The organism is Pseudomonas sp. BIOMIG1BAC (assembly GCF_001705995.2).
Classification (GTDB): domain Bacteria; phylum Pseudomonadota; class Gammaproteobacteria; order Pseudomonadales; family Pseudomonadaceae; genus Aquipseudomonas; species Aquipseudomonas sessilinigenes.
Window position 1 is genome coordinate 2,487,670 of the sequence record NZ_CP049045.1, and the last position, 12,273, is coordinate 2,499,942.

The following is a 12,273-nucleotide window of genomic DNA, read 5'->3' on the forward strand; positions in this document are numbered from 1 at the left end:
GATGTGCCTACTATCTCCGGGGTGGGGCTGTGTCATCGTCGAAGCTTGCCGTCGAATGAAACTCGTCAAACCCTAGAGCCGGGAATGAGAGTGGCCGCGACGGTCTGGATGCTCGGAATTGCTACACCCGCCGAGGCAATCTGCACAGATTGGCTTGCTGGGTGTGCTGGCGCTTTTGCTCACGGCGCCAGTATGAGCCCGCCCGACAGCAGCACGCTGTAAGCCACCTTGACGATTGGCTCGTAGGCGCTGGCCGGTGGGGTGTCCCCATCGGCCCCATAGCCGCTCTCTGCCACCCATAGGGCCATGAAGGCATCGAACGAATACTGCGTGAGGGGCAGCTTCGAGAGCATCACGCAGCACTCGGAGAGCATCTTGCTGAATGCCGGAATGGGGCACTCGTCGCCCAGCTGCTGTTCCATCTGGCGCATCGCCGCCTTGTACTGGGCTTCGTAGCTGGTGCCGTCCCGATCTTCTTCCTGAACCTCACGCTCTTTCAGCGCCAGCGCCGGGTCAGTCGGCGGCACGGCTGCCGGTTCCGATGCTGCGGCCTGAGCGTCGAACAGCGAGCCTTGGTCAGGGGTCAGGTCGATCAGAACCGGCTGGTTGGTGGTGATCAGCGACGGCGACAGGCCGTGGGCAGCCAGCTTCTCGGCCACGCGGGCGATGATGGCCTGGGGGTTGTGCAGCACCTCCAGCAGGTTGTGCCGGTGCAGCTGGTTCGACACACGCAGCATGCGATCCCAGTCACTCTGGCTGCCCTTGTAGAGCTGGACAGTGCCGAGGCCAAGCAGATAGTGAACAGCGGCGCTGGGGGCGTCGTTCAGGCGCTCAGCGGTCAGCACCCGGTCAAGCTCGAACTCCATGAACAGCTCAAGGCCTTCTTCGTCAATGTCGTACTCGTCGCCAGTCTCGCAACGGGTCAACAGGCGACCGTCGCGGGCAACCATCAGGTCTTCGGCGCTGGCCATTTCCGCGTCAATGTTGCGCAGGCCGCTGTAGGGGCTGTTGTACTGCCCATCAGCGAACGGGATGCGTGCGCGGAAGCTAACGTCCTTCTCGGTGTAGACCGGGATCGACTCAACGTCAGGCAGCTTGTAGCGCTTGCCGTGGCGGTACACGTCATTCCAGATGCGCATGGCAGTCCATGGCTTCTGGTAGCCGTAGCGGCCCCAGTTCAGTTCGATGGCCATGACCTGCTTGAGGGTCAGCAGCTCGAAGCGCGGGGCAATGCCCAGCTTGCGAGCTTCGTCTTCTTCGCGGGCCTGGATGCTCAGGATCGCTTGCAGCAGGGCTTTCGTGTAGCTGGGGCTGTAGGCGTTCGGGATGATCTGGATATAGCCGTCCTCGCTCACGTCACGCGCTACCCAAGCCCGAGCCTTGGGATTGAAGTGCATGCGCTTCATGAACTCGCGCAGCTCGACCAGCGGACGCAGCCATTCGTACTTGCCGTCTTCATGGGCCAGCAGGCTGTTGGCCGAGGTGTCGGAACTGATTCTCAAACATCCCCAACAGCCCGTGCGTGCTGAACAAGGGGTACGGGCCTGCTCTCGGTTCGCAATGTAGGCATTGACCATGCAGTCCCCGTTGTTGGCGTCGCGGTACAGCTCGACCAGATTGTCCCAGCGGTCGTAGGTCTTGATCTTCTCCGAACGGACGTAGCCGATGAACTCGAACACCTCCATGGTGGAAAAGTGGGCAATCGGGCTGAGCACCAGCTGGCCGTCATCCATCGCGTCTACCGCGTCGGTGGCGGACTCGCCGCGCTCGGTCATAGCGCGGTTGCGTGCAGCGGATTCGTCAAAGCGAGTGCCGATAATCGAGACGATTTCGACCTCCTTCGGCTTCATGCCGGCCTCGGCGGCGATGGCTTTGCGCAGCTGGCGCTTGAGCTTATTCAGTGGCTCCACCTTCATCATCATGGAGCACTTCGCGTTGGAGCCGACAGACATGATGGTGCGCCCACCGATCACGGAAACGAGGTAGTCGTTGCTCAGGCCCGGCGAGGCGATCCAGATGCGGATAGGGATGCCGCTTTCCTGGGAGTAGGACTCGATCTGCTTGATCATCAGGCTGTTGTAGGCCTTCACAACCGGGTTCTCGATCTTGGTGTCGGAATGGCAGACGTGCAGGGTTGGAACACTGACGCCTTCGTCAATCAGCTCGCGGTACGCCATCAGAACGAGTGATAGCAAAACGCTACTATCCTTCCCGCCGCTCCAGGCCACGGAAAGGTGACGCCCGGCCAGCACCTGGGCTTTCACAGCCTGAACGGCAATGGCTACCTTCTCGCTGAAGGTCAGCTCCTGAATCGGCCCCGAAACCGCGTCCTGGGTTTGAACCTCGGTGGTCAGGTCGGCGAGCTGGAGAGAGGTCTGTTGCATGCCCATGGTGTTGGTCCCGGTGCTGTGTTTTCGATGGGGTCATCATCAGCCCGGAATGGCTGTGTCATCGGCAGGGCAACGCAGAGCATGCAAATGCTCAGAGCGAATATTCGGATTCGAGGATGCTGCTCTTGGCCGGCTGGCATGACGCCGAGTGTAGGGCGCCAGTGTCTGCCTGAAAGTGGGCGGATCAGGCGCGGTCGATCTGCATCCCGTGGTCAAGGAGCGGCCACAGGATGCACTTTAGGCGCCTCTGGCCTGTCTGCGGTTAGGACAGCCATGCGCCCGTGGTGAATGGATTCACAAGGTTTGCAGCCTCATACGAAGCCACCAGTGCGCGGTCGCGCTCCTTGCGTACCTTGGCCAACAGCTTGGCCTTGACCCCTTTGGCCAGACGGCCTTTGAGCGCTGGCGCAGTACCGCTCAGGTCGAACAGCAGCTCGCCCACTTCGGTGTAGCTGCTCTGCTCCAAGAACTCGGGAATGGTGCTCGCGTCTACCGGGTCGTAGTGTTCCATCAGGTCGTCGATCCCGCCCTGGATCGTGGAGCGAGAGCCGGGGCTGATATACAGGGCCTTGGACTTGCTCAGGACAACGGCAAAGGTCGCACGCTCGCCTCCCAGAACGCGGGACGGCGCACCAGCTTGCAGCTTGAACACGGCACCCTTCTTCAATGCCTGTTCTTTGTCGCGGATCAGTTGTGTCTGCAAGCAGGCCTGATACCAGTCCTCGTTCACCTTCGTCATCATGCCCATGGCATTGCCGGCGTCGAAGATTTCTCGCGGGCAGCCCGTCAGGGTGAAGGGAACGCTCGCGGTCGCCAGAAAGCAGTCGAAGTTGAGCCAGTAGCCATCCTCTTTGCGCCGGCACTGGATAGTCCCGGCAACGTAGGTTTGGATGGTGTTGGACCGGAACGGGTAGCTGACGCAAGCGTAGAACTCGCCCGCTGACGTGACGGCCACCTTGTGAACTCGCATGTAGCCCGCCTCGAAACGCCAGTCGGTGAGGTTGTTGCGGATGACGTTCTCGCGCTGTGCCAGCGTTGGGGCCTTGTCGATCAGCAGCAGCTGGCCAAATTCGTAGGTGGTGGTCATGGGGATTGCTCCGGTCTGGAAACGATGGAGCTATCTTCCCGCGCCGGCACCTGTGTCAGCGCCGGCACAGAAACATCGTCAGCTCTCAACGTGGGGCTTGGGGGTGCTTGCGGATCAGGCTGCCATCACAGACGACCAGTAATCGATGCCTCGGGTGACGGCGGCTTCTGCCCGCGCAATCAGCTCTGCAACTGAGCCGGCTTTGCCGAGGCAGTAGAACTCGCGCTCCTGGGTCTGCTGGCATTGGCCGAGGAACCAGTAGGAGGTGTTCCCATCTTCGTAGCGAGCGGCCAGCCCAGTCCAATTCGACGGGTAATCGATCATCTGGCTCTCGTCGTGCGGCGCTGGTCCCCAAACCACATTCCCCTTGCCCATCACCGGCAGGTCGAGAGGCCGCATTGCCTCAAGGCATTCACGGCTCGCTTGGAGCTGGGAGGTCACAATTTCGGCGGCGGCGATTGCGGTTGTCTGCATGGCTGAATCCTCTTGGTTGAAGTGCTCATCATCCAAGGGGTGGGCCTGTGTCACGGGCGTGCTTGGGCAGATATTCAGGGCGCACGCGGGGAACTAGCCCCGCATTCCCATGCTCGGGAATGAGGGCGCATGCTTGCATGGGGGACAGGGGCGCCGGGCAGCTAAGCTGGGAGCCCCGGCGCATTAGTGTTCAGCTGCTTGAGGCTGTTCCAGGTTCGCCGGCAGGAAGCTCTCGAAAGGCTTGCGCGAACCGGGCTTCCAACCGTTTTCCATCGCTGCATGGGTGGCTTCTCGAAAGGCTTCCTGCTCGTCCAGCGTGACCTCTCGGAATCCATCACGCACAGCTTCATCTGCATATTCGGCGCACATCGTGATACGGCAGAGCCGGGTCTTGTCCTGCACCCAGAAGCGTTGCTGAGACGGCTTGGTTTGAATCGCGTGTTGCGTGTTCATGAAACGGGTACTCGTAAAGTGGGCTGGTGTATTGGCTGCGTGAGGTGAGCGCAAGCACTGCGCCCCTACTCCTGATTGGTAGTAAAACCCGGCGCGGTCGCTGGGCTTGATTCTCGATTGCTGGTGCTGGGTTATGCCTCTACCCCGAGGGCATACCCTTCTTCACGCAGCAGGTGGCTGACGGCCTGCGTGCGGCGGCTCTCGAACATCTTGATTGGCATTGCCTCACGCAGCTGGCCTGCTTTCCTTGTCCGGGAGCGCAGCCAGTTGGCGTCGGCGGTCAGGTTGGCATCTGGGGAGTTGGCTTTGAGCGCTGCGACCTTGGCAGCTACCTCGTCGTCGAGCTTCACCCGGCCCAGAATGTGGAAATCATGGTGGCGCAGCAGGCTGCACTCAGCCGGCGACATTGCCGCTTCATTGCTTGGGATTCCGGCGCAGAATCGGTCGGTGCCCAGCAGCTCAATGGCGGCTCGCAGCAGCTGGTCAGCAGGCATCGGCCCAGTTTGAAGCGGCACAATCACTCGCACACCGCTATCGATCCAGGATCGAATCAGGTCACGGTGCTCTTGCCAGAGCGCGAACGTCGCCGGCTGATTGGCTACCACGTCAGGTGCAACGATGCTGACTTTCGGAGAGCCTTCGGTGGTGCTGATCACCAAGTCATACACCTGAAACACACGCTTCCACTGCATCGGCTCGCCCTTGCGGAAAGCTGAGAAGGCGCCGCTGTCGATGAACAGGCTGCCGCCTTCCCGGATAAACCGAGGAATCGCCCCGAACAGTTGCTGTGTAGTCAACAGGCCGGCGACTACGCCTGCTGGTGCCCCAGCTTTGATGCAGGCCTGAAAGTCGGATTGGGAACTCATGCCCGAGTGATAGGCGATGTTCCAAGGGGTTGGGGTCATGCTCAGCGATGCCTTGTACCGCGAAAGTGAGCTGGAAGTTTCTCGGCAGAATGGCTGTGTCATCGGACTGAGGTTGTGGCGGCATGAGAATGCTCAGGTCGCAGCATGGGGTTTCAGGAATGACGGAGGCCGACTCCAGCAATCGTAGGGTTAGGGCGTTGGCTGATACCACTGAACCCGGTGCAGTTAGATGGACAAGTCCTATCCGACTTGAGAATGGCTCATGTGGTTGGGGCTGTTCGAATCCACTTCCTTGCGTCTCGGGACGAGCGATCCGCCATCCAATTTTTGCTGGCATACCAGAAGCTGAAACGTTCTCAGCGCGTCCAGAATCAGCGTCTGGAGCGAGTGATGCTGTGCTAGCATTTTGCGAATTTCGCACTTGAGTAATCGGCGCATGAAGCCAAAAAGCCCTTCGCACCAGATCATGGGGGAAATCCTCAAAGCGATTCGATTGCAGCAGAATCGAACGCTTCAAGATTTGACCCGTGACCTCAAGATCGACACCAGTGGCCTTTCCCGCGTCGAGCGAGGCCTACAAGGCTTTCCTCAAGACACACTGGTATCCCTGCTTGGCTACTACGGGATAGACCTGCCAGCGCTGCTGATGAGTGCTGCCGGCCTTACCGAGGCGGACATTGAAGAAGCTCGCAGGAAATCTAAGGTCCAAAAACCGGAAATGGCGCCCGAGGAATTATGCGAGGCCCCGACCGACGATGGTTGGCTCGATCACAACCCGGTGCTGTCCAGTCGCCAATATGCAGGGCACACGATGCTGCTCTGTCGCAGGTCGTTCTAGAACCCTGAGTTTGAGCTGATCTTCATGGGCCGGGTGCGCCGAGGGATACAGACGATCCAGGGAGCAAAGAATGCTGCCCCTGAATTCGCACGCAAGGTGCTCAAGGATGAGTGTCAGGCCATAGGGGTCTGAGTTATCAGCGGTCGTTAAGCGCTCGCATGGCGCTGCCTGCAAGGTTGTGGAACAGAGCCTTGCCTACTTCCCACTTGTCGCTGGCGCCGGACGCTCCGCAGTTGCTGACCCCGTGCGGGCCAGTAAGCTCGCTGGAGTGCTCCAGCTTGAATGGGCCGAACTGGTGGAAGTCGATCACGAAGGGGCCTTTGGGCAGCAGTAGGGTATCGCCGTCAGCTGTGGCGCCCGTGCGGTAGTCGAGACGCGAGACGATCCAAGGTTCGTGACCTTCTGCCTCGGCTCGGAATACCTGGAACGAATCGGGCTCGTACAGCAGATTCCACACGCAGAAGGCCATGTCGTCTTGCGGGTTATCGACGGTCGAGAACCCGAATTCGTAGATATAGACCGGCTGGCTACAGTGCTTGCACTGCCCGACCATCAAGCCGGTGTCGATCAGTCCGTAGGAGTCGATTCCTTCGGGCAGCACCGGAACTGGCACGCTGTCGCCATCGCGCCACTCCACGCTTGCTGTATTGCAGGCAGGGCAGCGGTACTCAGCCCACTGGCGGGCCTGATCGATCTGCTCGATGGGGGTAAGGGTGAACTCAACTGGCGCCTTGGGAACTCGGAACTGAGCAACCGCCTTCTCGGCAGCTTCCCGGTCTAGAACAGAGAACACGCTCCAGAACTCAGCGTCTTCCCGGCCTGGGATTTCGCATGGCTCAAAGCCCTCGTACCACATCCCGTGGATTCGCAGCTGTCGAACGTCCTCATGAGAGAGGGAGGCCGTTTGTGTCCGAGACTTGCCGCCCTCTCGCACCAAAGCACGCTGAATGATGTTGGCGAGGCGGATCGAGAGCTGTTCCATGAGTAGTCCTGGGTCGAAGGTGAACCCAGTCTACGAATGAGGGGGGAGGCACGCAGCCGCACTGGTGGCAGTTGCTCATCCCCCGGCGCAGGGCGCACCGGAGGGAGCATCAGCAGCGCCGCGAGGTTAGGCGGGGTTGGCGGTATCGACGGTTGCAACGTTCAGCTTGGCACTAACCTCGGCAGGAAGTTCATCGAAGACGGGTTCGGCGAAGCGATACGATTTCAGCCACTTACCGGCGCCGCACTTGCGGCCCTCGCCGTCGATCTGGTCCTTGGCCGAGAAGGTGACGTAAACCCAATCGTCCGTGCCGGGCACCTGCCGCCGCTCGTAGCGGGTTTCCATGCCGAGTGCGTCGTACTTGGCCTTGGTTTTCAGGGCGTCTTCTTCGGTCGGGTCGAACTTGCTGTACTGGCTGGCGACCACCTGCGCATAGTCAGCGGCAGCGTTCAGGCCGGTGCGGTGGGCCAGACCGAGGGTAGTGAAGATCAGGTCGCCCACACCATCGCGAAGCTCGTACACGTCGCGGGCGGCGATGCCATCGTTTGCCGTTTCGTGAAACTCGCTTTCGATGATGCCGATCTGCTTGTCAGCGGCACCCCATCCCGAGTTCCAAAGATTGCCTACGAGCTGGTTGATTTCGGCAGCGCCGGGGTAGTAGTCCTGGCTGGCGCGTTGAAGAAGGCCGACCATTACTTCATCGCCGGCAGCGGTGGCGCGGGCAATGGCTTGTTGCAGGTGGTTGGGCGTCATGTGGGGTGTCTCGCTGTCGTCAGGTCAGGTGGTTAGCTGGGCAGGGCGTCCAGCCATTCAGCAGGCGTTACTGGCAGGCGTCGCATGTAGTGAGCCCATCGGGATTAAGCGGGCAGGCAGCCGGCGCAGGGGCTTCACCGTCTTCGTTCTTCGCAGCGAGGAAGTCTTCCTCGGTTTCGTCTTTCTCTACTTCGTCCCAGCTCAGCATGGTCATTTCCTCGTTTGGGGTATCAGGTCACTGTGTGGTTAAAGCTGGGATCAGTCCCAGCTCAGGGCGCCGCCAGTTTGGTAGTCCACGACGCGGGTTTCGAAGAAGTTCTTCTCCTTCTTCAAGTCCATGATTTCGCTCATCCACGGGAACGGGTTGGCAACGCCAGGGAACTGCTCTTTTAGGCCGATCTGCACCAGACGGCGGTTCGCGATGAACTTGAGGTAGTCGGCCATCGTGGCGGCGTTCATACCCAGCACGCCTCGCGGCATGGTGTCCTGGGCGTACTCGATTTCGAGCTGTGCGCCTTGCAGGATCATCTGGGTGGCTTCTTCCTGCATCTGGGCATCCCAGAGGTGCGGGTTCTCCATCTTGATGGTGTTGATCACGTCGATACCGAAGTTCAGGTGCATCGACTCGTCGCGCAGGATGTACTGGAACTGCTCGGCGGTGCCGGTCATCTTGTTGCGGCGACCCATCGACAGAATCTGGGTGAAGCCGCAGTAGAAGAACATGCCTTCCAGCACGCAGTAGTAGGCGATCAGGTTCTTGAGGAACTGACGGTCGGTTTCCACTGTGCCAGTTTGGAACTGAGGGTCAGAGATAGAGCGGGTGTACTTGAGGCCCCAGCTGGCTTTCTTGGCCACGCTCGGCACTTCGCGATACATGTTGAAGATTTCGCCTTCATCCATGCCCAGCGACTCGATGCAGTATTGGTAGGCGTGGGTGTGGATGGCTTCCTCGAATGCCTGACGCAGGATGTACTGACGGCACTCGGGGTTGGTGATCAGGCGGTACACGGCCAGCACCAAGTTGTTGGCCACCAGCGAGTCGGCAGTGGAGAAGAAACCCAGCGAGCGCATGACGATGCGGCGCTCGTCCTCGGACAGCCCATTCGGGTCTTTCCACAGGGCAATGTCGGCGGTCATGTTCACTTCCTGGGGCATCCAGTGGTTCGCGCAGCCGTCCAGGTACTTCTGCCATGCCCAGTCGTACTTGAACGGCACCAGCTGGTTCAGGTCGGCACGGGCGTTGATCATCATCTTGTCGCCGACATGCACGCGGGCTGCGGCGCCTTCCAGGTCATCCAGGCCTTCCTGAATGTCCAACTCGTTCAGCGCTTCCTTGGCACGGGCAACGGCCTCGCTATCTGTGCTCGACACCAAGCGGGCGGCAGCGACAGAGGCTTCCGGCTCGGCAGGCGTAGTGGCGGTGTCATTGCCAGCTGGCGCTGGCGCAGCGTCGGCAGCAGTTGCGGTTTCGATAGTGTCGTCGGCGTCGTCCCAGCTCAACATGATGATTACCTCGGTGGTTCTGTGTCGGTGCCAGTAGCGGATGTGCTTTGGCGATGTGGCTATGATCAGGCCGAGAGGGCTGTGTCATCAGGGCGGCATCGAGATTAGAGAAAGTCGTCGAGCCTTATGTCTGGGGCTGGGGAAGGCCCGCCCCGAGCACGGCAAACAGCCCTGTGCTTGAACCACACCCTGTGCGGTGAGGTGCTGAGATTAGGTGGTCTGACCGGGAAATTTCATTCGAAGACGGTGCAGTTACCAGCTGGGCGTTGGGCCGGTCGGTATCGACCAGTACAGCGAGGGCACGTAACGCTCAGCCCCCATTGCAGGGGCTGAGGGCATTGCAAAAGTGAGCGGGTCAGCTGCGCTGGAGATAGGCCAACAGCTTCTTCGATTCTTCATCCCCGGATTCAGCGATCTGCTGTTCCAGGTCCGGGTACTCTCGTTTCAGGTCTTGCAACATGCTTCGCCTGATACCCATGACCAAACGCTGCACCTGCTCAATGTCCAGCTTCGTGTTGCCCTTCGCCAGCTCGGTAAGAACATTCAGCGCTTCTTGGCCGAGCCCACCCACCAGCGGCTTAACTTCCTCCAGGCTCACAACACGGGCATCCCTTAGCCGATGCTTTAGCGCTTCCGCCGATTCTTCGTCGGTGCAGGTATGCCTCAGCAGCTCCATGGCATGACTGAGCTGGCTTTGGGTCCGAATACTGGATTCGGGAATGGCCAGTGCCTCGCTCACCACGCGCACAGTCGCAGCAAGCAAAGGATGAAGCTCCTGCCCGCAGGTGTCAGGCAGCGTCTTGGTGCCCTGGAAGGCGCTCCAGTGGGAATGACTTGTCAGCTCGGCAATGTGGTCTAGCCGTGCCGGCTGGGGCCTCCGGCCCGCCTTCACGTCTGCGATTACTCCCTCTACGGCTCGCGCAGCAAAGGGGTTGAGGCTGGAGACATAGGAACTCAGCGCCTTCTCATGCAGCGCTTGAAGGCTTTCAACCAGGGCGGAGCGCTCGCTATCAGGTGTAGTGCTCTGGAGGTGTGCCATAGCCTGATCGAGTTGGCTCTTGGTCAGGATGAATGCGGGGTCTGCACCAACCTTCTCGGCGACGAACTTGATGATCGGCGCCATGGCCGGCGTGTCAATCCGCTTACCGCAGGTATCTTTGAATGTCAGGAGCTTCATGTCTGATTCAGGTCACTGGTAAGGGGGCTGGTTAGCCAAGCGGCGGCAGGGGCGAAGCGTCTGACGGGGTGACAGACGATACGCACGCAAGGCGAGGCAGTTCGCTCGCTTCATGGCAGTTTAACTGGCCGGTACGGGGCGTTTCAGCCGGCTGTAACAGGCTGCCTACCTGGAAACCCAGGAAGCCCACCAGCAGGGTGAAGGTCAGTACGCTGCGCGGGTGAATACGGTTGTCTCGCTGCATGCCCATTTCCCTCGATCAGTTGCCGAGCCAAACGCGATTAGCGTCAGCCCAGTCGTAGAGTTGATCGAGCATGTTATTGAGGTCGTCCAGCGGAGTGAAATCTTCCTCGCCGTCATAGCTATCAGGCCTGAGCGCTTCCATGCCTTCCACAATCTCAATCAGATCGAAATCAACCTCATCGTTGCCAACTTCCAGCAACACTGAGGGCAAACGACTACGAAGCAGAGCACCGATGCGGTTGGCCACCAGTGCCGCATGCTCATTGGACGTGTTCGACTGATCCTCATGCAGAATCGCCTTGATATCTACCTTGCGATCCCAAACAGGTTTGCCAGCAGCCCGGCGCTCAGCTGCTACTCGGTGGTTTTCAACGATGCTCTCGATAGTGCGGGGCATGATTGCTTTCCTATGCTTCCAGGGTGGCTTGGGGGACTTGGGTGTAAAGCAAGGCCTTGGCCTCAGCCATGGGTACTTGCTGGATAGCCATGCCGGCGTTTTCCATTTCCCCGACCCACACCGGGCTGTCTTCCGCATCGACGAGGCAAGCCCCCTCGACGTAGCCCGTACTCGTTACTGCGATGTATGCCTGTTCGCTCATAGCGTGACTTCCAGTATTGGGGTTTGGTTAGGTCAGCAGCGTGCGGCTGGTGATGATGTGGTCGGAGCCGTGATCCGCGATCAGTTCTTGCCGATCTGCCTCGGTATTGCCGGCGCTCGCATGCAGTGCGTCAGCAAAGAAGGCGTCTGCTTCGGTCAGGTTGTTGGCCAAGATCAGCGCCGCTGTGTCCTGCTCTGCACTCCAAAGGCGCCCAACGATCAGGACGGGGGTTTCCCCGTTGCCGATGAAGTGATCCACCGGGATGCTCACTGTTTTGGCCATGTAGCGGCTCTCCGTTCAAACTGATGGCTTTACCTGAACACCACCGGGCGCCGTCAGGCGCCGATGGGAAGGGCTTCGATTATCTCGCAGCTGGCGCGGCACTCATCCAGCTGCCGCTGGGTCATGATGCCTTCGCGCACACGCTCGCCGATCAGGTAGGTGACGTGGTACTCAACTGCCTGGGCCGAGGTCATTGCCGTTCCTCGATGAAGACCCAAGCTGCGCTGACCGAGCGAATCTCCTGGAGCTTCCAGTTTGTGAGCACCAGTTGATTGGAGCCGACTACGGACTGGTACACCGGGTCATAGACGTTCACTTCGCCACCAATACGCTCGGTCTTGTAACCGGCAGAGTGGAGACGGTCTTCGATGATGCAGGCTTCACGGCTCATAGGGCGGCACTCCGTAGTGCGATTTCGATGTGGCCATCATCACGCAGTGCCGGGTGTGTCACGGCAGCAACACGGGTTTTCAGCGAAATGCTCGGCGCCCAACGTCGGGCGCGAGGATGGGAACGTCTGGGTAGGCAGCGTAGGCTGGAACCCTGCGTAGGGAATCGAGGACTCCTTGATCAGCTCGCCTCGTAGGGAACAGCTTGTGTTGGGAGTGTGCTGCCTTTCTTGACAA

At 59.9% G+C, this 12,273-nt stretch carries 16 protein-coding genes; 1 reads left to right on the plus strand and 15 read right to left on the minus strand.

The window, feature by feature from the left end:
• Positions 1-179 precede the first annotated feature (179 nt).
• The 5 genes from ATY02_RS11870 to ATY02_RS11890 form a co-directional block, all read right to left on the minus strand.
• Entirely contained in the window at positions 180-2,390 is a 2,211-nt protein-coding gene (locus ATY02_RS11870; protein ID WP_068579778.1) for a phosphoadenosine phosphosulfate reductase family protein, read from the minus strand.
• A gap of 262 nt (positions 2,391-2,652) precedes the next feature.
• A complete protein-coding gene (locus ATY02_RS11875) occupies positions 2,653-3,477 on the minus strand; it encodes a hypothetical protein (RefSeq protein ID WP_068579777.1) in 825 nt (274 codons plus the stop codon).
• A gap of 114 nt (positions 3,478-3,591) precedes the next feature.
• Positions 3,592-3,987 (minus strand): hypothetical protein, encoded by a 396-nt coding sequence (locus ATY02_RS11880; RefSeq protein WP_141698124.1) that lies wholly within the window; start codon positions 3,985-3,987, stop codon positions 3,592-3,594.
• 147 nt (positions 3,988-4,134) lie between these two features.
• Positions 4,135-4,404: a hypothetical protein gene (locus ATY02_RS11885; RefSeq protein ID WP_068579775.1), complete on the minus strand. Its 270-nt coding sequence runs from the start codon at positions 4,402-4,404 to the stop codon at positions 4,135-4,137.
• A gap of 131 nt (positions 4,405-4,535) precedes the next feature.
• Positions 4,536-5,309: a hypothetical protein gene (locus ATY02_RS11890; RefSeq protein WP_083235695.1), complete on the minus strand. Its 774-nt coding sequence runs from the start codon at positions 5,307-5,309 to the stop codon at positions 4,536-4,538.
• A 397-nt stretch (positions 5,310-5,706) separates the two neighbouring features.
• Between ATY02_RS11890 and ATY02_RS11895 the strand changes: the two genes are divergently transcribed.
• Complete coding sequence (locus tag ATY02_RS11895) at positions 5,707-6,108, plus strand: helix-turn-helix domain-containing protein (RefSeq protein ID WP_083235696.1); 402 nt, start codon at positions 5,707-5,709, stop codon at positions 6,106-6,108.
• 136 nt (positions 6,109-6,244) lie between these two features.
• Here the strand turns inward: ATY02_RS11895 and ATY02_RS11900 are convergent, their stop codons facing one another.
• The 10 genes from ATY02_RS11900 to ATY02_RS11945 all read right to left on the minus strand — a co-directional run bounded on the left by ATY02_RS11900 (position 6,245) and on the right by ATY02_RS11945 (position 12,038).
• On the minus strand, positions 6,245-7,090 hold the full coding sequence (locus ATY02_RS11900; protein ID WP_020308163.1) for a hypothetical protein: 846 nt from the start codon (positions 7,088-7,090) through the stop codon (positions 6,245-6,247).
• A gap of 126 nt (positions 7,091-7,216) precedes the next feature.
• A complete protein-coding gene (locus ATY02_RS11905) occupies positions 7,217-7,843 on the minus strand; it encodes a hypothetical protein (protein WP_068579770.1) in 627 nt (208 codons plus the stop codon).
• 67 nt (positions 7,844-7,910) lie between these two features.
• The gene (locus ATY02_RS11910; protein WP_158212591.1) at positions 7,911-8,051 is read right to left on the minus strand and encodes a hypothetical protein; all 141 of its coding nucleotides are present in this window, start codon (positions 8,049-8,051) and stop codon (positions 7,911-7,913) included.
• Positions 8,052-8,101: 50 nt separating this feature from the next.
• The gene (locus tag ATY02_RS11915; protein WP_068579769.1) at positions 8,102-9,346 is read right to left on the minus strand and encodes a ribonucleotide-diphosphate reductase subunit beta; all 1,245 of its coding nucleotides are present in this window, start codon (positions 9,344-9,346) and stop codon (positions 8,102-8,104) included.
• Positions 9,347-9,701: 355 nt separating this feature from the next.
• A complete protein-coding gene (locus ATY02_RS11920) occupies positions 9,702-10,523 on the minus strand; it encodes a hypothetical protein (RefSeq protein WP_068579768.1) in 822 nt (273 codons plus the stop codon).
• A 259-nt stretch (positions 10,524-10,782) separates the two neighbouring features.
• On the minus strand, positions 10,783-11,163 hold the full coding sequence (locus tag ATY02_RS11925; RefSeq protein WP_068579763.1) for a hypothetical protein: 381 nt from the start codon (positions 11,161-11,163) through the stop codon (positions 10,783-10,785).
• Between the two features lie 10 nt (positions 11,164-11,173).
• Entirely contained in the window at positions 11,174-11,365 is a 192-nt protein-coding gene (locus tag ATY02_RS11930; protein WP_068579758.1) for a hypothetical protein, read from the minus strand.
• Positions 11,366-11,392: 27 nt separating this feature from the next.
• A complete protein-coding gene (locus ATY02_RS11935; protein ID WP_068579756.1) occupies positions 11,393-11,647 on the minus strand; it encodes a hypothetical protein in 255 nt (84 codons plus the stop codon).
• A gap of 53 nt (positions 11,648-11,700) precedes the next feature.
• The gene (locus ATY02_RS11940; RefSeq protein ID WP_162962071.1) at positions 11,701-11,841 is read right to left on the minus strand and encodes a hypothetical protein; all 141 of its coding nucleotides are present in this window, start codon (positions 11,839-11,841) and stop codon (positions 11,701-11,703) included.
• Positions 11,838-12,038: a hypothetical protein gene (locus tag ATY02_RS11945; protein ID WP_068579754.1), complete on the minus strand. Its 201-nt coding sequence runs from the start codon at positions 12,036-12,038 to the stop codon at positions 11,838-11,840. The genes ATY02_RS11940 and ATY02_RS11945 overlap by 4 nt, the downstream gene beginning before the upstream one ends.
• Positions 12,039-12,273 lie beyond the last annotated feature (235 nt).